The sequence below is a fragment of the Bacteroidetes bacterium GWF2_43_63 genome (genome assembly GCA_001769275.1).
GTDB lineage: Bacteria > Bacteroidota > Bacteroidia > Bacteroidales > DTU049 > GWF2-43-63.
Genome location: MEOQ01000022.1, coordinates 169,863 through 190,473, shown reverse-complemented (window position 1 = coordinate 190,473; position 20,611 = coordinate 169,863). Strand labels below are relative to the sequence as shown.

Sequence of the window (20,611 nt, the reverse complement as noted above, 5' to 3'; positions counted from 1 at the left end):
TAGGGTTTTCGCAGTTACAAAAAGACAATCTCCTTTTGTTACACTTTACAAAGAAAATTTTAAAAACGACTTGCATATGTCTTAGAATTCACAAAGTACGCACAGAGTCGCGCAGAGTTTGATTTTTCAGGCAAAAGCCGTTATCCATAACTGCAAAATGAATTTGCAAGCGCACTTGCGTAATTCAATCTGCAGTTATGGATGAAACGCAACTGCGTTGTGTTTCCTGATTCGGCTTTTGTGAATCTTACTCCGATCCGCCTCGGCGGATTAAATTCCACTCTGTGAACCGAGCACCAGCAGTGCGAGCTCATGAGCACCTTGCAAAAGTAATTTATTGCGCGAATAAACTGAGATTCCTGGAGTTTTTTATGGCATAAAATGCGTCACCTAAAGTTTTGATTTGACATTGATTAGAAAACATGCTCTAAATAGAAATTTCAGTAAAACCTTACAATTTGATTTTTTTTCGTAAGTTTGAAACCTGAAATACAAATTTTCAGTTTAAATACAAAAAAGCATGAAAAGGTTAAAATTCATTTTTCTGGTAATCGGAGGCCTTGTCGCCATAATGTTTACCAGTTGCCAAAAACCGGATGAAACCAAAGCCGTAATTACGGTGAAATATACCACCGACACCACGAAAGTGGTTCCATTTGCCCATGTCCGGCTTGAAAAATATGATGTGAATGTTGAAGGTCAATGCGACGAGGATGGATATTTCGAGCACCTGTTCGAGATGGAAGCTATTCTCGATGTTCATGCCTGGCTCGACACCAGCCAAACCGGCACCAATACTGAAATGTATGGCGAAACCACCATACGTCTTGATCCGGGCAAAACAGTTAACAAAACTGTCTTTATCAACTAAACAAGATATTTCGAAATTTCAAAGCAACTTCCATTTCGGGGGTTGCTTTTTTTGTTTGTTATAAATAACATCTCCCGACTTTTTAGCCCCAATCCAACCTGAGTGCATTGCGCAGCAATCTCTCTGCGTTGGATTGTTAGCTGCAATATCTTTCCCGACATTTTAGCCCGCCTTTGGAGTTTACTCCGCAGACGGCGGAGGGGTAAACTCCAGCAATATAAGATTAGCCACTCTGCATGCTGACCTGGAATTCCGCCAGTTGGCGGACAGGCTGTCGGGAGCACCAACCCCGGAGCAACGGTTCCGTGTTCATCGAATGAGCTTATGAGTACATTTAGGTCACGCGTCGGGAGACGCGCGCCCAATGCGAAGTTTTTATCTCCGAACGGCGGAATGTTGCAGCCCTTAACGATATGAAAGAGTCGGAGTATATGCATTTTCATAACCTGTCCCGATAAATATCGGGAGCCTCGCAGCTGTGTCATCACGTGAAACCACGTAAAACGTGGCAAGCTGTGACAAGCTGTTTCACGCAGAGCGAGCTCTCTGCGTTGTGGAAATACTACAAAAGCCAACGCACTCAGGTCGCATTCTGCGACGCAGAGAGGTTGCCCTGATGTTGTCAAACGTTCTAAGTCAGATCGCTGAGCCGATCCATTTCTTCTTCAAAGCAGCGGCGACAAAGCGGCTGATAGGAATCTTTTTCGCCCAACAGAACCCGTTTATCATTATGCACAATGCGGTGCGAATACTGAGCCAGGGCGCCACATTTCATGCATATAGCGTGCACCTTGGTAACATATTCAGCAATAGACATCAGTGCTGGCATTGGGCCAAACGGCTTACCCAGATAATCCATGTCGAGACCAGCAACAATCACACGTATGCCGCGTTTCGCCAAATAAGTGCACACATCGGGCAAACCCTCATCAAAAAACTGAGCTTCATCGATACCGACAACATCAACATCCTGAGCCAGAATCATGATGTTCCGGGAATTATCAACCGGCGTACTTGGAATCGAATTGGCGTCGTGCGAAACGACCGCCGTCTCGTCGTAGCGCACATCGATGGACGGCTTGAAAATCTCAACTTTTAATTTCGCAATCTGTGCGCGTTTCAGACGCCGGATGAGTTCTTCGGTCTTGCCTGAAAACATGGAGCCACAGACAACTTCAATCCAGCCAGAATGCGATTCATACTTATTTTTTTCGAGAAACATACGCGGTTTTTCTAATCTTCGTTATCTTTGACATCGGATATTTCAACAAAAATATAAAATTCAAAACACTTTCTGCATGGCAAACGAAATAATTAAGAACGGAATTATCGGAGCGCTGGAATCTTTGGTAGAAATGACCGCCAATGTGACCGAAACCGAAGGGCCGATTCATCAGCTCGATATCGATTTGCTACAGGATCAGATTCGAAAATTCTACCGCGAAATTCAGATGCTGGATGAAGCGAACCGGAAAATCCTGAATGCCGGAATTCCTGTAAAACAAAATTCTCAGCCTGTTGAGCCGGAAACACCTGTAATTGAGAAAGTGGAAGTCGTTGCTGAAAAACCATCGGAACCTGCGGTTGAAATTCCTGTACCAGTAATAGAGACTGTTGTTGAAGTTTCGGAGGAAAAACCCATTGAAATAATATCGCAAACACAACCCGCTGAAGAAAAACGAGAAGCCGAAGTTGTAGAAATGCAGCATGAAACTGTGGTGGAATTCAATCAAAATCCGATAAAAGAAAATAATGGCGGCGATTTGTTTTCACAGCCAGTGACCATTGCTGAGAAATTGAAAAAAGAAGACAACAGCATCAATCAACAACTGATGAACAACAACGCGGTAAGAAACGAAAAGCTGATTGGAAGCCCGATACAAAATCTTAAAGCCGCCATCGGAATCAATGATAAATTCATTTTTGTCAATGAACTTTTCAAAGGTGAAATGAAAGATTATGATCTGGTGTTGAATACGATAAACGAGGTGGAAAGCGAACAAGCTGCCATGTCTATCTTGCACGAAAATCTTCAAAAGCGGGGAACGCTGGAAAAAACAGACATTCGCATGAAGCTGGAACGCTTCATTCAGAGACGATTTGCATAATAACCCTACTCCATAATCAATGAAGAAATTCTTTTTCTTTTTGCTGCTTTATTCTCTCTTTTCAAATGCAATTGCTCAGGATTCTGTCTATGCGCGAAATGTAATGATGAAGCTGGGTTCAGCAGAATTCTCGGGTCGCGGATACGTAAACGGAGGCATTGATTCGGCAGCCACTTACATTGAAAACGAATTCAGTCGTCTTGGCCTTAAACCCATTGGCGAAAACTTTTCTCAGACTTTCGAGATTCCGGTCAACAATTTCACTGCGGCAGAACTTTCAATCGATGGGAAAAAATTGAAACCGGGAGTCGATTTTATTCTGAATGCGCACAGCAGCTCTATTTCCGGTGATTTCGAAACAATTATCATCGATGAAAAAATTCGTTCTTCAAAAAAGAAACTCAATAAACTAGCGCCGAAAGTAAAAGGGAAAATTCTTTTCCTGAATAGATATGAAACGAAAGATAAAGAAGCGCTGCAATGGTACGATGCCGTAGCGCATTCCAATCCATTTGGAGCAGCTGGAATCATTGTGCTGGACTCAGGAAATTTTTCATACAGTGTTGCCTTATACGATAATATCTTCAAACATTTCACTGCGCAACTGGCTCCTGATGCGTTTCCCGCTACACCTGCAAAATCGGTCAGCTGCAACATCAGCAATGATTTTATTCCGAAATATCCGGTAAAAAATGTAGTGGCTTATCTTCAGGGACAGGAATACGCCGATAGCTTCATTGTCATTACTGCGCATTACGATCATATTGGAATGCTGGGTGAGGCTCTGTTCCCGGGCGGCAACGACAACGCATCCGGTGTAGCCATGATGCTTGATCTGGCGCGTCATCTGAAAACGCAAAATTTCAGACCACGCTATTCAATTATTTTTATTGCACTCGCATCGGAAGAAGCCGGATTGTACGGCAGTACCTGGTTTGCAGAGCATCCAATGATGAATCTCAAACAAGTGCGTTTTCTCCTGAATCTGGATATGGTTGGAACCGGATCCAGCGGTATCACTGTAGTGAACGGAACGAAATTTAAAAACGAATTTCAGAAATTGGTGACATTGAATGACGAAAATAAATTCATCAATGGTGTGAAAGAACGCGGCGAATCGTGCAACAGCGACCATTGTCCGTTTTATCAGAAAGGGGTTCCCTCGTTTTTTATATACACAACCGGAAAGGATTATCAGGAATATCACAACGTGAATGATAAACCTGAGGCAGTTCCAATGACCGCATACAACGGGCTGTTTCGCTTGATCGAGACTTTCATTTACTCATTTTAAACTAAACGCATGAAAATAATTACTATTCTGCTTTTTCTCATAGCAACATCATCCATGGCTCAAACAAATAAATGCGATTCACTTTTCGATGCAGAAGCTGGCGTCGATGTAATGAGTTCGTATGTATGGCGGGGAATCCGTTATGTTACATCACCTGCAGTACAGCCATCCATGGAGGTTTCTTTTAAAAATGTTTCTGTCGGCGCCTGGTCGTCGTGGCATTTTTTCTCGGGCTGGAGCGAAATTGATTTGTATGCCGGCTATGAAAACGACTATGTGATGGCAGGAATTACCGATTACTACACATCGTCAAATTACGTGCTGGACGACTATTTCAACTACCAACCAGGAGCAAGCGGCCATATGCTTGAGGCCTACGCCGGATTTCCGGGCAACGAAAAAATTCCTTTCCGTTTTTTGGCCGCCACAGCTGTTTTCGGCGATGACGATGATGATGATAATCCATATTACAGCACTTTTCTTGAAGTCTCATATTTGTTCACACTGAAAAAATTCAATTCGGAATTACGTCTTGGATTCACGCCTGCTGAAGGCATGTATGCCGACAAAGCCAATATCTGCGAAGCAGCATTCCGCATGGAAAGAGAAATTGAATTTCCGCAGGATTTCGGATTGAAATTTATTTCAGAACTCACGTTAAATCCCGTCACCAAAGGGCTCTATCTGGTTGGTGGCGTTGGAATAATTTTCTGATATGGCAAAGCTTGTACTCATACCCGTTCCGATTGGCAACAAGTCCGACATCACACAACGAGCCCTGGACTGCCTGCGCGATGCAGAGGTGATTTACTGTGAAGACACACGCAATACGCATCGCCTGCTTGAAATGTATGGCATTGTCGGGAAAAAACTTATGGCTTATCATCAGAACAATGAGCACCAGATGACTCAACAGGTGGTTCGCTTCATTGCCGCAATGAACATGGCCGCATTGGTAACCGACGCGGGGACGCCTGGCATCAGCGATCCGGGATTCATGCTTGTTCGGGCGTGCATTGAAAATAATATTGATGTGGAAGTTTTGCCGGGAGCCACAGCGTTTGTTCCCGCTCTTGCCGCATCGGGACTGCCCTGCGACCGTTTTTATTTTGAAGGATTTTTGCCCTTAAAAAAAGGACGTCAGAAACAATTGGAATGGCTATCAAAAATGCCGGTCACCATTGTGCTGTACGAAGGGCCGCATCGTTTGATTAAGCTGTTGGGCGAACTTGAAAATTATTTCGGACCCGATCGCAAAATCTGCGTCTGCCGCGAACTAAGCAAGATGCACGAAGAATATGTGCGTGGAACCATTGCAGAAGTAAAACTCAATTTTGAACAGCGCGAAGCTATTAAAGGCGAGATTGTGGTTGTGGTCAGTGGTGAGTAGGTTAAGGTTGAGGTTAAGGTTGAGGTTGAGGTTAAGGCTGAGGTTAAGGTTAAGATCAAGGTTGAGTTTTTCACATTACTCAAAGAAGCTTTTTCTACATTCACGTAAAACAGCTTGTCACGTTTCACGTGATGACATGATCGGACTTCACGTCTGATTTCCACGTACCGAAGGATAAACAGCAAAACCCGCTGTCGTACATTGAGCCTAATGATCCATGCCCAATTCAGAGCGAGTGAACAGTGTGAGAGCGAAGCGACTCCATACTCAATGCTCTATACCGCACATGCTTTATACCGCATGCCGCATGCTCAATGCCGCATGCCTCTACGGCAAATTATTATAAGTGACCCAGTCATCGTAGTTCCACGATTTCCAGTTCATGTTTTCGTATTTGTTATTGAATGTTCGGATGCGTGAATCTACTTCGTCTTTCGAATTATTGAGTCCGAACATGCTGTTATGATGATCGGTGTCGAAACTGAAAACATGTTCCGGTTTTGATTGCTGTAAAGCATGATACACTGCAGGAATCGTATTGTCATTCATGCGCGACAAATACTCATAATCGAAATCATTCACGTCGCGCGTGTTGTATTTTGCAATCATAATATCCCAGTTGACGGTGCCCAGCAGCAGGACTGCAGCAAAGAATGCCCATCCGTTGGTGCGAATCAGATACCAGGCGCTGCTCTTTTTCATTACTTTATACAAGGTAGTCACAAGACCGAAAGCCGTGAGCAGAAGCCAGACATAAACTCCGATACGTTTATAGGTAAGATCATATTCGGCAACATATACTGAATTGCGAAATGCTGTTGCAACGAGTAATATCAGATTCTGAATGAGCCAGATGTTGGCCAATAGTCGCACCGATGCAGATTTATTGTAAAAATTCAAAGCACCCCGGAAAAAATACATGACAATGGCAATCACGAAAATGACGCTTACAATCAGCGTTCCGACGCCTTTATGAACAAAATCGGCATAGGTAACATCGGTTGGTAAATCGCCGCCGCTTGCCATGAATGAAATGTCGATAACATTCAACAATAATAAAAGCAAATTCAACAAGCCAAGAAAAATCATTACAATAACCGCTTCAGATCTCATATCCATGCGGAAGCCAAGGAATGAACCGCTTTCAGTATCCATTTTTTCAGCCGATAATATTGAAGGAGCGTTCACATCGTTTTCGTGAAGCTGCTTGTGGTGGCGGATAAAGAAAAATCCGTACATCAGCAGAAATCCGAGGAATGTGAAAAACAGCCATTGCATCGAAATGAAATCAAGATTGATGTTATCGGTAAATTCCTTGAAAACAGGACTGGCTTTGCGGTACAGACTTATGAAAACAATAAGCACGGCTAACCCGATCACACCAATAACGACTTTAGCGCCGGTATCGAGTTTTGGATTTTTGGCCACTGGCGGATTTGGAATATTATTCTGAACATCGGGACCGGAAGCCATTTCTGCGCCCGGCCGATAATTTCCGGGAGGATATGCTGGATTGTATCTTGGCTTGCCAGCTGATGAGCGATCAGATAAATCGATAATCATGTAAACAAACGACGACAAATATGAATACACCGAAAAGATGAAAGCGGGAAAAAACGAAGTTTTCGGCAAAAGCGTATGGCAAGCCAGTACAGACAGCGCCGTGATATTAGCCGCAACTGAAATGACCGTCCCGTGCCAGGCAACAAAGAATCCTGAAATAAGACTGATGAATGCAAACAAAACCCATCGTGTATCTTTCAATCTTTTCAGATCATCGAAAGCAAGCATGGTAACGAGTGCCAACGAGAATAGAGTGAAATTAATACCGGCGCCTTGCTCATAAAAAAAGAAACTGAAAAGCAATGTTGAAATCGCCAAAATCAGAGTGTTTCGTTTCATAGGTGGAGAATTTTCAAGTAATAACGCAAGTTGGACAAAAAAATGATACAATGGTAAAAAAAAGACTGCTTTAAAGGCAGTCTTTTTAGAAAGTTATATTCAATTAAAGCTTCGTGATATCTGGAATTTCCATATTGGCATATCCCCCATCCTGCAGCTTGCTCTTGAGTTTCTTAAAGCAGTCGAGCGTGTACTCAACATCTTCCATGGTGTGAACCGCAGTAGGAATAATGCGGAGCAACAGCTGTCCTTTAGGGATTACCGGATAAGTAACACCAGAGCAGAAAATGCTGAATTTTTCGCGAACGTCCACAATAATATTGGCTGCTTCCTGCACACCACCTTTAATATATACAGGTGTTACCGGTGATTTGGTCTGACCGAGATCAAAACCTTCAGCACGGAAACCATCCTGAACTGCATTAACGATTTTCCAAAGATTCTCGCGAAGTTCGGGCTGAGTTCGCACCAACTCGAGACGTTTCAGCGCACCCACTACCATTGGCATCGGCAGCGATTTGGCGTAAACCTGAGAACGCATATTGTATCGCAAATAGTCAATGATTTTTTTCGGGCCGGCAATAAAACCACCGATACCAGCCATTGATTTGGCAAAGGTTCCGAAATAGAGATCCACGTCATTGCGAACACCAAAATGCGCATCTGTTCCTTCGCCTTTCGGGCCCATTGTTCCGAAACCATGAGCATCGTCGATCAGGAAGCGGAATTTGTATTTTTTCTTGAGTTCGACAATACCTTTCAGATCACCGAGGTCGGCAGTCATTCCATAAACGCCTTCGGTGATAACGAGAATGCCGCCGCCGGTTTCAGCAACCACTTTTTCGGCATGCTGCAGCTGTTTTTCGAGGCTGGCCATGTCATTATGGGCATAAACAAAGCGTTTCCCAATATGAAGGCGCATTCCGTCGAGGATACAAGCATGTGCTTCAGCATCATAAACGATTACATCCTTGCGGTCAACGAGGTTGTCAATAATACTGACCATTCCCTGATAACCGTAGTTGAGAAGATAAGCGTCCTCGCGGCCAACAAAATCGGCCAGTTCGCGCTCAAGCTGCTCATGCAGTTCGGTTTGGCCAGACATCATGCGGGCACCCATTGGGTAAGCCATACCGTATTTAGCGGCACCTTCAGCATCGGCTTTGCGAACTTCAGGGTGATTGGCCAAGCCAAGGTAATTGTTAAGACTCCAAACCAGTACATCTTTACCGCGGAATTGCATGTGCGGCCCGATTTCTCCGGTTAGTTTAGGAAATGTAAAATACCCGTGTGAAAACTTAAAATATGCTCCCAGCGCGGTTTTGTCAATGTCGAGTTTTTCAAAAATATCCACGGTAATTCAGTTTAAAAATTTCTGCAAAGGTAATATTATTCATTAAATTAAAATACAGTCGCAATCAGTCACGTGCAATTAACAATGGTTTAGATAAGAACAGTGTTTTTACACACGACAAGGCTGATTGCATCAGGCCAGCATGAATAATAATATTTTTGATCCGCCCTTAAAAGTTTCAAACTTTGTACTTTTTATCTACATTTGTATAAACTAACGAACACTATGTCGGCAGAACTGAGCAGAATGAAGAAGCTGGCCCGCCTGCTTGAGGCCAAAGCAAATCTGAAACAGGATATTTATACCAACACACTTACAGCATTGAATATGCTGAAGGCCGAGTCTGAATTTATCGTAAAGGATCTGCGCAACAATATGGCCAACCGTAAGCGTGTTATTCCGCTTGAATTTGAGAATAAAGGAGAATTTGAATTTGAACTGCGATTTGCTGGTGATGTGCTGGTTTTCTTCATGCACAGCAATGTCTTTGATATTGGAACCCACCATGAAGAAATGAGGACCCACTATTTACGGTCGGACGACGAAAGACGCTACTGCGGCATTATACATATTTATAATTTTCTGTCTGACTCCTTCAAATACAAGCGAATGAACGACTCGGGAGTGTTGATTGGCCGGATTTTTATCAATAAGGATAATCATTTCTTTATTGAAGGGCGCCGCGAAATGAATCTTGTCGGTGTAAGTTTTGAAAGCGACCGCATCAGTTCTTCCAAAATAAGGCAGACTTTGATGGCCTCTTTACTCTATACGCTTAATTTCGATCTGCCTATGCCGCCATTCGAACTTGTCCAGGAAGTTAATGTGATGGACTTTGAAAGCGCTGTAGATCAGATGCAACTGAAGACCAGCAAAAAACTCGGGTTCAGGTTTCAGGCTGAAGAAGGAAATATTTTTTAATTTTTTTTCGAAAAATATTTGTGGATTCAAAAAATATTGTAATTTTGCAGTCCCAAAACAACCGGTCCGTTCGTCTAGTCGGCCTAGGACGCTAGGTTTTCATCCTAGAAATCAGGGGTTCGAATCCCCTACGGACTACAAAAATTAAAAAGATTATGGCAAACCATAAGTCATCATTAAAGAGAATTCGCACCAACAACAGCAAAAGGGTGTACAATCGTTATTACAGCAAAACCATGCGTAATGCTATTCGCATTTTCAGAGCACTGACCGAGAAATCGGATGCTGCCCAGAAACTGAGCCCAATTCTCTCACTGATCGACAAAAATGCCAAGCGAGGCATTATTCACAAGAATAAAGCTTCCAACCTGAAATCAAAGCTGACCAAGAAAGTCAACGCAATGTAATTTCAGCAATCTTACTGAACCCGTCCTTTGAGGCGGGTTTTTTTATTTTCCCCAAAACCAATTTGCGCTGGACGCTTTCTTTGAATTCCATTTTATAAGCTAACAAAAACAGGTTGACAGCAATTATCGGATTTCCACAACCTGTCCCGATAATTATCGGGAGCCTCGTGAAACGAGCTCTCTGCGTTGTGGAAATGCTGCCAGAGCCAACGCACTCAGGTCGCATCCTGCGACGCAGAGAGGTTGGCCTGAAGAAAACTAAGAAACTGTCTAAAATTTCATTTTCAGCAAAAAACAACATTCCACCGTCCGAAAGCGACACAGGAGCTGAAGGACATGGAACCGTTGTTTTTGCTGTTGCTACGACGGTTCCATGTTCCGGCAAAAATTTCAGTATTAAATCTCTATTGGTAGCCGGAACGGTTGAATGTCGTAACAATGAGCTGTTTTTCGACAGTCTCTAAGTGAACCCAACGCTCACGATGGCTATCGTGACAGGTCGCATCCTGCGACGCAGAGAGGTTGGCCTGAAGAATAAACTATTTTCAATTGATTTCAGCATCTGCGAAATTTGATTCTATAATTTTCGTAAGTTTGTATTCAAAGTCAATGCGTCATGAATATTATTCTGAATGAAATGGGAATGTTGGGAACCACCGAGATAATTGTAATTGTGCTCGTGGTCCTGCTGCTTTTCGGTGGAAAGAAAATCCCCGAGCTCATGCGTGGCCTGGGCCGCGGTGTGCGTGAATTCAAAGACGCCTCCAGAGGAGTGAACGAAGACGAACAGAAAAAACAGGACTGAGACTCCGCAAGAAATGGAAGATGAAGACCTCAGTTTCTGGGATCATCTGCATGAGTTGCGAAAGTATGTGATTCGCAGCATTCTTGTGTTTTTCGTATTGTTCATTGCTGCCTTTTCGTTTCGCGAAATATTGTTCGATCAATTTCTGTTCAGACTGCTGGAACCTGATTTCATTACCTATCGCTGGTTTTCGGCGCTGGCCGAATATTTCGGAATCAGTGGTGCGGAGAAAATAGTACTGGACTTCAAACTCATCAACATCAAACTGGCCGGCCAATTCACGGCTCATATATCCATTTCGGCACTGGCTGCCGGCATTTTGACGCTGCCTTTTCTTGTCTTTCAGCTCTGGCTCTTTATCAAACCCGCTCTGTTTGCCAACGAACGAAAAATAATAGCCCGAAACGCTGTTGTGATTGTATTCCTTTTCCTGATTGGATGCGCGTTTGCGTATTTTGTAATTACACCACTGAGCGTTTTATTTCTTGGAAATTACGAAGTCAGCGACAAAGTAAGCAACACCATATCGCTGAGTTCATATATGAGTGTTTTCAATAGTACACTTTTTCTGACCGGGCTGTTGTTTGAACTGCCGGTGCTGCTGATTGTGCTTAGCCGGATCGGCCTGGTGAGCGCTTCTTTACTTCGCAAATACAGAAAGCATGCTGTTGTTGCAGGTCTCATCCTTTCTGCCATTATCACCCCTTCGACCGATCCTTTTACGATGACCATTGTTGCAATTCCATTATATTTGCTGTTCGAAATCAGTATTCTGTCGGTAGCCAGAAAAGAAAAACGCCATGGCCGCAAAGTTAAAGCTTGATGTATTGCCTTACGCTGAAATCAGTGTAATTGCTGTTTGTGCGCCCATGCGCGACTACCGGTTCATCTGGCATTTAAACAATCATCTTGATGTGCATTTTTCGCAGGACATGCCTTTCAACTGGCCTCACAAAAAACTAAAACAGCATTTTGATTACGCAGTTTTCCGTTGTCCGGAACACGCTGAGATATTGTTTCTGAATAACCGGAACGAAAACGTTCAGCTTTTTCCTACGCTTTCTACCATCGATTATTTTGTTGTATTCAGCGAATCGCCCGAAGAAGCTGAAGTGAATAAATGGATGCAGGAGATAAAACGCATCCCTGGAATCACGCTGCTTACGCTGCTTACAGGCAAACAGCTGGATGAATTCAGACATATTCTTTCTGAAATGGAATTTCAGGAAATGCATCGCCGGATCGAAGACCGGCAAATTAAATCAAATGCTTTTGATTAAATTCAAGCCCTCGAAGAGTTCGAAACCCTTCGAAGACCGTTGATTATTCCGGGCGCCACTCCTTGATTTTTTTGCCTTCGCTGTCGAAAGTCACTTTGTAAATCGGCTTGCCTTCTTCATCAAAATATGTCCACTGACCTACCCGCTTGGTGTCGTCATACGTGCCTGTGGAAGCCACTTTCCCGTTGGCGAAAAATTCCGTGATTTTCCCGTCAGGACGTCCGTTGCGGAACATCTGTTCGCGGATTTTTGAACCGTATTTATCGTAAAAAGTCCATTTGCCGGTTTTGATATTCATAGAGTAAAAGCCCTCTTCAACCGGTTTGCCGGTCTCACCATATTCGGTGCAGAAGCCATTTTTCATTCCTTTGGAATATGTGGCATCATACAATTTAATTCCGTTCTGCCGGTAAAAAACATCATGGCCATCCTTCACCCCTTTTTTGTAGGCGGTTTCGTAGCGAAGATTGCCGTTTTGATAATTCCCTTTCCATTCACCATCCATCACAGACATATCGAAATATCCTTCATTTTCGATATTGCCGTTTTCGAACCAGCTGATCCAGTGACCGTCTTCTTTATCGGCTACAAAATTGCCTTCGCGTTGAATAGCTCCGGACTCAAACCATGCTGTCCAATTGCCAGAGCGCATGCCGTTTTCGTAATTCCCCTGACGCCATTTCTCACCCGTTTCGTAGAAATATGTCCAATTGCCGTGTTGCAGGTCGTTGACGAAATTTCCGGTACTTCCCAGTTTTCCTGATGGATAATAAAACTTCCAGATACTATCGTGCTTATCCATTTTTAGATTGCCTTCCATTTCCATCTTGCCATCGGCATACCACCAGCGGCAATAGCTGTTGAGCGAATCATTCAGAAAAGCACCTTCAAAACTTTTGTTGCCGTTGTCATGCCACAGGTAGCTGATGCCCTCACGCAAACCATTTTTATAATATGTTTCTTCCTTCTTTTTGCCGTTGAGAAACCAGGCTGAATACAAACCTTCATTCAAACTATTTTTATGAGTCCAGACCTCCCATTTCTCACCGGTTTCGTACCATGAGGTGCAAGGCCCATTCTGAGCTTCCACGACTTTCCATTTTGCGCCGCCGGTGTAATAATACTTCCAGACACCAGACTTTTCACCTGCCAGATACTGCCCGTCAACGGCTGGCCTGCCATTGCCATGAAAGAGTTTGTATTGTCCGTCGTGCAGATCGTTTTTATACATGGATTCTTCGAGTACGGTACCAAAGAAGTCGTATTTCCGATACATTCCGTCCATCTTACCATCGGCTACCATCCACTCTTCGAACTTTTGCCCTGTTGTGTCAAATATAGTCACAGGGCCGTTTTCCATACTTATTATCTTCCATTCTTTGCCGTCCTCATACCAAAATTTCCACTGAGCGGTTCTAACGCCTTCGTTGTAAAACTGCTCGCTTTGCTTGTTGCCGTTTTCCCACCAATATATCCAGGCACCATGCATTTTGCCGTTTTTCATCAGACCTTTAAATTCAAGGGAGTCTGGGTAATTGTAATACGCCTTCACTTCACCATCAATTTTAGCTTCTTCTTTCCAGAGTTCCCCGTTTGGGTAATAGAACTTCCAAACCCCGATCTCATTTCCTTTGCTGTATTCGCCTTCAGCTTTCAATTCGCCTGTTTCATAAAAGAATTTCCAGATGCCAATTCTTGTACTATCAGTCAGCATGCGACCTTTAACTCGCACATTGCCATTCGGGAATTTTTCGGAATAAGGAATCTGAGCAATAATTGCATCAGACAACAGAAAGAAAGCGACAATCAAAAGAATCCTTTGCATAGTTCGAGATTTGATAAATGTAAAATGCAAACTTAGTGAAAAAATTGTGTCAGGCACCTGACTTTTTTTTCAGCTGCTGCGCAATTTTTTATACCTTAGTCGCCTAATAATAAATCAAAATTTCAGGAGGAAAAATGAGTATAACTAAGCTCGAACAAATGATTACCGCCCTGCAGGGCAAACCGAAAAAACGTCTTGTTGCTGCCAATGCAACCGACTCACATACCATCGAAGCAGTTTCTGCTGCAACCGATCTTGGTATTATTGATCCGATTCTTGTCGGTGATGAAAAAACCATTCGGGAAGTTTGTGAAAAAGAAAAGATTGATGCAGGCAAATTTAAAATCGTCAACGAACCTGGCGAAATTGCGGCTGCGAAAAAAGCTGTTGAAATAATCAATGCCGGTGAAGCCGACGTTCTGATGAAAGGCTCGCTCAGCACCGATAAATACATGCGTGCCATCCTTGACAAGGAAAAAGGATTACTGCCTCCAAAAGGTATTCTCACACATGTAACTGTAATTGAAATACCGACCTATCCCAAACTGCTTATTGTTAGTGATGTTGCCATTATTCCTGCACCAGACCTCAATCAGAAAGTTGCCATCACCAATTATGTGATTAAAGTAGCACAGGCTCTTGGCGTTGAAAAACCAAAAGTGGCTCTCATTGCTGCCACCGAACAAATGTCGGCCGGTATGCCCGCTTGCGTCGATGCCGCTATAATCAGTAAAATGGCTGACCGCGGACAGATCACAGGTGGTATCGTTGACGGACCGCTTGCGCTGGACGTAGCTGTTGATCCGGAAAGCGTTCAAATCAAAAAACTGGTAAGCCCCGTTGCCGGCGAAGCAGACTGTCTTGTATTCCCTAACATTGAATCAGGTAATGTCTTTTTTAAAGCTTCGACCAAGCTGGCAAAAGGTGAACTCGCTGCCGTGGTTATGGGCGCCAAATGTCCTGCCATCCTCACTTCACGTGGCGACAGCGCTGCAACAAAAACCTATTCCATCGCACTTGCCTGTTTAATTGCAAAATAAATTTCTATGAGTCAAACTCTGATACTGGCAGTCAATCCCGGCTCCACATCAACTAAAATTGCGGTTTTTGATATTCATAATACCAAATTGTTTCAGAAAAATCTGAAGCATTCGGCCGAAGAACTCGCTCCTTTTGCGACCATTACGGACCAGTATGAATTCAGAAAAAACAACATTCTGAAAGAATTAGCTGACGCTGATATTGATATCGCTTCCATCAAAGTTGTTGTTGGACGTGGTGGCCTTGTAAAGCCGATTCCGTCAGGGGTGTACGAAGTAAACGAAGCCATGAAGGCCGACCTGAAAGTGGGTGTTCTTGGACAGCATGCCAGCAACCTGGGCGGGCTCATTGCCGATGATATCGCAAAAACCATCGGAAATGCGAAAGCCTTTATTGCCGACCCGGTAGTTGTTGACGAATTGCAGGATCTGGCGCGCATTTCGGGCCATCCCGAATTTGAACGAATCAGCATTTTTCACGCACTGAATCAGAAAGCCATTGCGAAATCGCACGCCAAAGCCCAGGAAAAAGATTACAATTCATTAAATCTGATTGTGGTTCATCTTGGTGGCGGAATCAGCATTGGTGCGCATCGCAAGGGAATGGTAGTCGATGTGAATCAAGCCCTCGACGGTGAAGGTCCGTTCTCGCCTGAACGCAGCGGCACGCTTCCGGTTGGTGCATTGGCGAAACTTTGCTTCAGCGGAAAATACACGCTCGATGAAGTCAAAAAAATGATTACCGGAAAAGGTGGATTAGTAGCTTATCTTGACACCAACGACGCGCAGGAAGTTGAAAACCGGGTGAAGGACGGCGATCAGAAAGCAACGTTTATTTACAAAGCCATGGCTTATCAGATTTCGAAAGAAATCGGAGCCGCAGCAGCGGTTCTCAAAGGTCAGGTCGATGGCATTCTGCTCACCGGTGGAATTGCCTACGACAAAGGTTTTGTTGAATGGATCCGCGAACATGTTTCTTTCATCGCTCCGGTATTTGTTTATCCAGGCGAAGACGAAATGCAGGCGCTGGCCTTTAATGGAGTTTGCTATCTGAATGGCGAAGCCGATGTGAAAGTGTATTCGTAAAATAATCTTTCTACACAAGCCGGCTCGTGAATGCGATGCCGGCTTTTTTTTATTTTCTTCCAATCATCAATTTCTGTCCGAAGCCATAGCCGTAGGTGAACCTGATGGGTTTGGAAGGCACTGAATCGTAGGCCTGCTGCAGATCTTGAAGGTTTATATAATGAAACATATCAACCGGCTGGCTGAATTTTCCGTATAATTGCACTTTTGAGTAAAGTGATTTCAGCGTCCGGTAGGAAAGCCCGGTGTCATCGGTTAAAACCGTTGAAGCTTTTGCTGTAAACACTTCGCGGATCTTCATGAAGCCATCGTAATGCATCAGGTATGATGCGGCTTTCAGCATGCCGTAAATTTTTCCGTCCAGCGTTTCAAAATATTTTCTGACTGAGCAGTTTTCAAACATTTGGTTTTCGGCGTTGAAAGAAAAGTAAATCAATTCCTTCGGGCGCCCTAAACTATCGATCAGATTGAGCCGTACTCCACCCGTCTGATTCTTTATTTTGAGTGAGTCAAAAGCACAGGCCGATAATTGACCATTTTCATTTGCTGTCACATATGAAATGTCCTTGATCTTGTGTCCTGTGTAGGCTGCATAAAGCATGAGAATTGAAGTGACACCATTGTATTCGCTGGACCGAAGGTCTCCGCTCATGTGAAGTGTAATAAAGAAATTGCGCGAAAGTGAGGTTCTAAGAGATCTCCGGATTGCATTGAAAAAAAGTTCCTGACTTTTCGATGTATCAAGAACCGGAATGCGACCTACAGGTTCGAGCCCAAATAGAATATATTTTTTTGCAGCCGGGAAAAAAGTATTGGCGTATAAATAATCAGGACCTGAAAAAGCATACAGTAAAGTGGCTGCAGTGTCGCGTCCTTCGGGCAGTTCAGCGGCAGTCCATTGACGCATAAACTGAAGGTTTTTCCTTTCTGCATTTTGAAACAGTTCGCGAATTGAATCTGCATGTGTGTTCCAGGTAGCTTTCTGTACAATGGCACATCCACCTGTGGAATCAAAAGGTTGGATGCCCGCTATTAACTGCGCCATGGACGTGAGAGCTGTGTCGAAGACAACTTCCTTTTTCTGCGGAAGAGAGTCAGTGTTCTGTATTTTTTGTTTTTCGGCTCCGCCGCACGAAAACATTAATGCAGCAATTATGGCTATTGATAACAAAGACAAAAATTTCATTTTGCAAAATTGAGCAGCAAAAATAATACATAATCAAATGGTAAGGACATTTTTAACAAAAACTACAGATGCCCCCGAAGTCAGCGTGAGCGCTTCAATCCGCTTGCTTCATAAGTCTTGATTTTTTATGCGACTTTTTCATGATCCGGAACGGTGTGTTTCCGGATTGTTTAGTAAACAAACCACAACAAGCGTGGGTTTATCAGCATCTGATCAGTTTTTTATTACCAATCGCATACTTTTACCGACAACTATTTTTCTTTGACAGATATAAATTAATTTGTATTTTTGCCTTCATTAATTTCAGGTAAATACCAAATATTCGGATTATGAATAAAAAAATTATCGCTTCATTTCTTTTTCTTTTGTCAGTACTTTTAAGCGTTGCTCAGGTGGGGATCTCGACAACCAGTATCACTCCGGATGCATCATCAATGCTTGAAATACGATCGACAAATACTGGCGTTTTGATTCCCCGTGTAGCCCTGTCTGCAACAACCGTTGCAGCCCCGGTAGCTGCGCCTGCCAATAGTTTGCTCATTTTTAATACGGCCACAGCCGGCGATGTTACTCCTGGTTTTTATTACTGGGATGGCACCAAATGGGTACGTCTGCTTTCAGGCGCAATGCCGGCCGATGCATGGAAGCTGATTGGCAATGCAGGCACCGTAGCAACAACCAATTTTATTGGAACCACGGATGCAATCGATTTTGTAACGAGGACAAATAATGCTGAACGCTCCAGAATTCTGAGTGCAGGCAATGTTTTGATAAACCGAACCACCGCACTTTATGCAACTGATCTTTTCGAAGCCCAGGGAAATGCAACATTTCCGGATGCTGTAAACGGATATACCGATCAGGCTGCCGGAACCGGCGTATTTGGCGGCAACACAGCAGCAACGGGAGCTGGAGCCGGATGCGGCGTTTATGGTTTGTCAGCACAGACTGGCGGATCAGGTGTTTTTGGCGATGGCGACTTATACACTGCCGGAACCATCGGATATACTGAAGCTGCTGGTTTTGATGGTGTTTTTGGATTAAATGCTGCTACAACCGGAGCTGGAATTGGTGCCGGTGTTTACGGCGAAAGTGGCCAAACAGGTGCAGCAGGCGTCTGGGGTGCAGGCGGCACACTTACACGCGGAGTCATGGCGGTGAATAACAATGCTACTTACGCAGCTGCACATGCGCAAAACTCCGCAGCGGGCGGTGATGCCGTTTATGCTGTAAACAATGCTGCAGCCGGAACCGGTGTTGGAACAGGAGTTTATGCTTCTTCAAACCAATATGGTTGTGCTACCATCATGTCGGTGCTGGTAAGTACATCTTATTATGCTAACTGCGCAGTATCTGCCTATAACGGAACGACCTACGAAACCGTAACACCCAAAGCAATTGGTGCAGGTGTTCTTGCAGATGACGGCATTGCCATTATGGGTGTCAACACTGCCGCTGCAGGCACAGCTACAGGTGATGGAATTGATGGAATAACTTACCAAAGCAACGGGTTGGCGCTTTATGGACTGAACGGTCACACAAGCGGTACAGGGGTTATGGGTATTGGAAATAATGCTTCAGGTTCATATTTAACTTCTGGCTCTGGCGGCGCTTTTACAGGCACTACAGTTGGATCATATGATTATGGAACAGCTGCCGTCAGTACGGGTACCATGGGTGTTGGAAATGCCCAAACGGGGTACACACTTTCTGCAACCGGCTCTGGTGGCGCATTTACAGGACTGAATTTCGGAGTTTATGGAAAAGCAAACAGTTCTGCCAATGATTCATGGGGCGGCTATTTCGTTAATGGTGTCACTGGTGCTTATGTTGGCGGAAGAACAGGCGGTACCAATTATGCCATATTAAGCACCGGTACAAAATCAACCATTGTAAAAGATCCGAATAATAAAGAGGTTGTTATGTTTTGTCCTGAAGCGCCGGAAGTTTTATTCCAGGATTATGGAATCGCAAAGCTAGTGAATGGCAAAGCACATGTTGATATGGATCCTGTTTTTACAAATGCGGTTTACGTGAGCGAAGACCATCCAATGAAAGTTTTCATTCAGCTTGAAGGCGACTGCAATGGGGTTTATGTTTCAAACAAAACTGCTACAGGATTTGATGTAACTGAGTTACAGGGCGGCACTTCAACTGTGAGCTTTTCGTGGACTGTTGTTGCAAACAGGGCTGATGAAAAAGATGCACAAGGAAATGTAACTTCGAAATTTGTTGATGTCAGATTCCCTGCTGCACCCGGAAGACTTGAAGAGAAGCCAGTCACTACTTCTGAGCGCGCAAAAATTGATGTCTCAACTCAAATGCGCGACAACTCAAAACAAAATATAACTTCAGAAAAGAATAAAAAAGTTGTTGACTCAAAAAAGAAGTAACAAATTATTTTATACGAAAAAAAACTCCGGTGATTGCCGGAGTTTTTTTTAGAAGAAATATTTACATAGATACAAATTTGTCAATGTCTTTTTTGCATCCGAAGAGAACCAACAGATCATCCTTTTTCAAAAGAATCTCTTCATAATCTTTCACCATATCCTCGAAAATCATTTTCACCATGTACTGAGGATGTAATTCGCTTTTGGCCTGCCGAAACAAAAGTAATTTCAGTCCGTGATTAGCCAGTGTCAGATCCTTCACCTTCAATCCAACAAAGCGTTTAGGGACATAAATTTCACAGACTTTGTAATCATCACTGATGACATAAGCAGTATGAACAAGTTCGTGCAAAACAGTGCTGACTGAATTGTTTGCAGCATCGATTTCGGGAGTGAAAATGTGATGCACACCCATGTTCATCAGAATACTGAAATGAGTTTCAGAAATGGCACGGCAACAGATTCGCTTGGCACCATTGTCTTTCAGAAGCGCCGTTGCGATAACACTATCACCCAGGTTTTCACCAATGCTGATAACAATAACATCCATCTCCGAAACGGGGAGCTGCGCTACAGCCGAGGCTTCGGTGATATCAACCGTTACAACGGTGGTGACATATTCTTTGATCGATTCGGTTTTATGCCTGCTGCGGTCAATACCAATTACTTCGTTGCCGAATCGTGTAAGCTTGATTGCAAGCGCAGTTCCGAAATTGCCGAGACCGATGACCATTATTTTCATAAGACCA

The 20,611-nt window shown here is 43.7% G+C and carries 21 protein-coding genes and 1 tRNA gene; 15 read left to right on the top strand and 7 right to left on the bottom strand.

The window, feature by feature from the left end; all coding sequences use genetic code 11:
* The first annotated feature begins 520 nt into the window (after positions 1-520).
* Positions 521-871, top strand: a complete 351-nt coding sequence (locus A2W93_11780) for a hypothetical protein (protein OFY54946.1) — start codon at positions 521-523, stop codon at positions 869-871.
* On the opposite strand, the gene A2W93_11775 is transcribed toward A2W93_11780, so the two are convergent.
* Both A2W93_11775 and A2W93_11770 read right to left on the bottom strand, forming a co-directional pair.
* Positions 868-1,356: a hypothetical protein gene (locus tag A2W93_11775; GenBank protein ID OFY54945.1), complete on the bottom strand. Its 489-nt coding sequence runs from the start codon at positions 1,354-1,356 to the stop codon at positions 868-870. The two genes, A2W93_11780 and A2W93_11775, sit on opposite strands and share 4 nt — an antisense overlap.
* Positions 1,357-1,502: 146 nt before the next feature.
* Positions 1,503-2,093, bottom strand: a complete 591-nt coding sequence (locus A2W93_11770) for a thymidine kinase (GenBank protein OFY54944.1) — start codon at positions 2,091-2,093, stop codon at positions 1,503-1,505.
* 76 nt (positions 2,094-2,169) lie between these two features.
* Here A2W93_11770 and A2W93_11765 point away from each other — a divergent pair, with 76 nt between their 5' ends.
* From A2W93_11765 to A2W93_11750, 4 genes are read left to right on the top strand one after another with little or no spacing between them, the layout of a single operon-like run.
* A complete protein-coding gene (locus A2W93_11765; protein ID OFY54943.1) occupies positions 2,170-2,979 on the top strand; it encodes a hypothetical protein in 810 nt (269 codons plus the stop codon).
* A gap of 19 nt (positions 2,980-2,998) precedes the next feature.
* Entirely contained in the window at positions 2,999-4,273 is a 1,275-nt protein-coding gene (locus A2W93_11760) for a hypothetical protein (protein ID OFY54942.1), read from the top strand.
* Positions 4,274-4,282: 9 nt separating this feature from the next.
* Positions 4,283-4,987 carry a hypothetical protein gene (locus tag A2W93_11755; protein OFY54941.1) on the top strand — a complete coding sequence of 235 codons (705 nt, stop codon included), beginning with the start codon at positions 4,283-4,285 and terminating at the stop codon, positions 4,985-4,987.
* Between the two features lies 1 nt (position 4,988).
* Complete coding sequence (locus tag A2W93_11750) at positions 4,989-5,663, top strand: 16S rRNA (cytidine(1402)-2'-O)-methyltransferase (GenBank protein ID OFY54940.1); 675 nt, start codon at positions 4,989-4,991, stop codon at positions 5,661-5,663.
* Positions 5,664-5,990: 327 nt separating this feature from the next.
* Here the strand turns inward: A2W93_11750 and A2W93_11745 are convergent, their stop codons facing one another.
* Complete coding sequence (locus A2W93_11745; protein ID OFY54939.1) at positions 5,991-7,565, bottom strand: hypothetical protein; 1,575 nt, start codon at positions 7,563-7,565, stop codon at positions 5,991-5,993.
* Positions 7,566-7,668: 103 nt separating this feature from the next.
* On the bottom strand, positions 7,669-8,919 hold the full coding sequence (locus A2W93_11740; GenBank protein OFY54938.1) for an 8-amino-7-oxononanoate synthase: 1,251 nt from the start codon (positions 8,917-8,919) through the stop codon (positions 7,669-7,671).
* A 225-nt stretch (positions 8,920-9,144) separates the two neighbouring features.
* Between A2W93_11740 and A2W93_11735 the strand changes: the two genes are divergently transcribed.
* The 7 genes from A2W93_11735 to A2W93_11705 all read left to right on the top strand — a co-directional run bounded on the left by A2W93_11735 (position 9,145) and on the right by A2W93_11705 (position 12,332).
* Complete coding sequence (locus A2W93_11735) at positions 9,145-9,840, top strand: hypothetical protein (protein ID OFY54937.1); 696 nt, start codon at positions 9,145-9,147, stop codon at positions 9,838-9,840.
* A 63-nt stretch (positions 9,841-9,903) separates the two neighbouring features.
* A tRNA-Glu gene (locus A2W93_11730) sits at positions 9,904-9,981 on the top strand.
* A gap of 14 nt (positions 9,982-9,995) precedes the next feature.
* Entirely contained in the window at positions 9,996-10,247 is a 252-nt protein-coding gene (locus A2W93_11725; GenBank protein OFY54936.1) for a 30S ribosomal protein S20, read from the top strand.
* Between the two features lie 113 nt (positions 10,248-10,360).
* Complete coding sequence (locus A2W93_11720; protein ID OFY54935.1) at positions 10,361-10,711, top strand: hypothetical protein; 351 nt, start codon at positions 10,361-10,363, stop codon at positions 10,709-10,711.
* 179 nt (positions 10,712-10,890) lie between these two features.
* Positions 10,891-11,052 carry a preprotein translocase gene (locus A2W93_11715; GenBank protein OFY54958.1) on the top strand — a complete coding sequence of 54 codons (162 nt, stop codon included), beginning with the start codon at positions 10,891-10,893 and terminating at the stop codon, positions 11,050-11,052.
* A 13-nt stretch (positions 11,053-11,065) separates the two neighbouring features.
* Positions 11,066-11,875, top strand: coding sequence for a twin arginine-targeting protein translocase TatC (locus A2W93_11710; GenBank protein ID OFY54934.1), 810 nt, complete (start codon positions 11,066-11,068; stop codon positions 11,873-11,875).
* Positions 11,853-12,332 carry a hypothetical protein gene (locus A2W93_11705; protein OFY54933.1) on the top strand — a complete coding sequence of 160 codons (480 nt, stop codon included), beginning with the start codon at positions 11,853-11,855 and terminating at the stop codon, positions 12,330-12,332. The genes A2W93_11710 and A2W93_11705 overlap by 23 nt, the downstream gene beginning before the upstream one ends.
* Positions 12,333-12,375: 43 nt before the next feature.
* Here the strand turns inward: A2W93_11705 and A2W93_11700 are convergent, their stop codons facing one another.
* The gene (locus A2W93_11700) at positions 12,376-14,157 is read right to left on the bottom strand and encodes a hypothetical protein (protein ID OFY54932.1); all 1,782 of its coding nucleotides are present in this window, start codon (positions 14,155-14,157) and stop codon (positions 12,376-12,378) included.
* A gap of 134 nt (positions 14,158-14,291) precedes the next feature.
* Between A2W93_11700 and A2W93_11695 the strand changes: the two genes are divergently transcribed.
* Both A2W93_11695 and A2W93_11690 read left to right on the top strand, forming a co-directional pair.
* On the top strand, positions 14,292-15,197 hold the full coding sequence (locus A2W93_11695; protein ID OFY54931.1) for a phosphate butyryltransferase: 906 nt from the start codon (positions 14,292-14,294) through the stop codon (positions 15,195-15,197).
* 6 nt (positions 15,198-15,203) lie between these two features.
* On the top strand, positions 15,204-16,283 hold the full coding sequence (locus A2W93_11690; GenBank protein ID OFY54930.1) for a butyrate kinase: 1,080 nt from the start codon (positions 15,204-15,206) through the stop codon (positions 16,281-16,283).
* Between the two features lie 49 nt (positions 16,284-16,332).
* On the opposite strand, the gene A2W93_11685 is transcribed toward A2W93_11690, so the two are convergent.
* Complete coding sequence (locus tag A2W93_11685; GenBank protein OFY54929.1) at positions 16,333-17,469, bottom strand: hypothetical protein; 1,137 nt, start codon at positions 17,467-17,469, stop codon at positions 16,333-16,335.
* A 329-nt stretch (positions 17,470-17,798) separates the two neighbouring features.
* Here A2W93_11685 and A2W93_11680 point away from each other — a divergent pair, with 329 nt between their 5' ends.
* Positions 17,799-19,862, top strand: a complete 2,064-nt coding sequence (locus A2W93_11680) for a hypothetical protein (GenBank protein OFY54928.1) — start codon at positions 17,799-17,801, stop codon at positions 19,860-19,862.
* A gap of 61 nt (positions 19,863-19,923) precedes the next feature.
* Here the strand turns inward: A2W93_11680 and A2W93_11675 are convergent, their stop codons facing one another.
* On the bottom strand, positions 19,924-20,604 hold the full coding sequence (locus A2W93_11675; protein ID OFY54927.1) for a hypothetical protein: 681 nt from the start codon (positions 20,602-20,604) through the stop codon (positions 19,924-19,926).
* Positions 20,605-20,611 lie beyond the last annotated feature (7 nt).

What these genes read in the sequence shown, in the direction of transcription:
- A2W93_11780 (OFY54946.1), top strand. Translation starts at nt 521, where the DNA reads ATGAAAAGGTTAAAATTCATTTTTCTGGTAATCGGAGGCCTTGTCGCC.
- A2W93_11775 (OFY54945.1), bottom strand. Translation starts at nt 1,356, where the DNA reads ATGACACAGCTGCGAGGCTCCCGATATTTATCGGGACAGGTTATGAAA.
- A2W93_11770 (OFY54944.1), bottom strand. Translation starts at nt 2,093, where the DNA reads ATGTTTCTCGAAAAAAATAAGTATGAATCGCATTCTGGCTGGATTGAA.
- A2W93_11765 (OFY54943.1), top strand. Translation starts at nt 2,170, where the DNA reads ATGGCAAACGAAATAATTAAGAACGGAATTATCGGAGCGCTGGAATCT.
- A2W93_11760 (OFY54942.1), top strand. Translation starts at nt 2,999, where the DNA reads ATGAAGAAATTCTTTTTCTTTTTGCTGCTTTATTCTCTCTTTTCAAAT.
- A2W93_11755 (OFY54941.1), top strand. Translation starts at nt 4,283, where the DNA reads ATGAAAATAATTACTATTCTGCTTTTTCTCATAGCAACATCATCCATG.
- A2W93_11750 (OFY54940.1), top strand. Translation starts at nt 4,989, where the DNA reads ATGGCAAAGCTTGTACTCATACCCGTTCCGATTGGCAACAAGTCCGAC.
- A2W93_11745 (OFY54939.1), bottom strand. Translation starts at nt 7,565, where the DNA reads ATGAAACGAAACACTCTGATTTTGGCGATTTCAACATTGCTTTTCAGT.
- A2W93_11735 (OFY54937.1), top strand. Translation starts at nt 9,145, where the DNA reads ATGTCGGCAGAACTGAGCAGAATGAAGAAGCTGGCCCGCCTGCTTGAG.
- A2W93_11725 (OFY54936.1), top strand. Translation starts at nt 9,996, where the DNA reads ATGGCAAACCATAAGTCATCATTAAAGAGAATTCGCACCAACAACAGC.
- A2W93_11715 (OFY54958.1), top strand. Translation starts at nt 10,891, where the DNA reads ATGTTGGGAACCACCGAGATAATTGTAATTGTGCTCGTGGTCCTGCTG.
- A2W93_11710 (OFY54934.1), top strand. Translation starts at nt 11,066, where the DNA reads ATGGAAGATGAAGACCTCAGTTTCTGGGATCATCTGCATGAGTTGCGA.
- A2W93_11705 (OFY54933.1), top strand. Translation starts at nt 11,853, where the DNA reads ATGGCCGCAAAGTTAAAGCTTGATGTATTGCCTTACGCTGAAATCAGT.
- A2W93_11700 (OFY54932.1), bottom strand. Translation starts at nt 14,157, where the DNA reads ATGCAAAGGATTCTTTTGATTGTCGCTTTCTTTCTGTTGTCTGATGCA.
- A2W93_11695 (OFY54931.1), top strand. Translation starts at nt 14,292, where the DNA reads ATGAGTATAACTAAGCTCGAACAAATGATTACCGCCCTGCAGGGCAAA.
- A2W93_11690 (OFY54930.1), top strand. Translation starts at nt 15,204, where the DNA reads ATGAGTCAAACTCTGATACTGGCAGTCAATCCCGGCTCCACATCAACT.
- A2W93_11685 (OFY54929.1), bottom strand. Translation starts at nt 17,469, where the DNA reads ATGAAATTTTTGTCTTTGTTATCAATAGCCATAATTGCTGCATTAATG.
- A2W93_11680 (OFY54928.1), top strand. Translation starts at nt 17,799, where the DNA reads ATGAATAAAAAAATTATCGCTTCATTTCTTTTTCTTTTGTCAGTACTT.
- A2W93_11675 (OFY54927.1), bottom strand. Translation starts at nt 20,604, where the DNA reads ATGAAAATAATGGTCATCGGTCTCGGCAATTTCGGAACTGCGCTTGCA.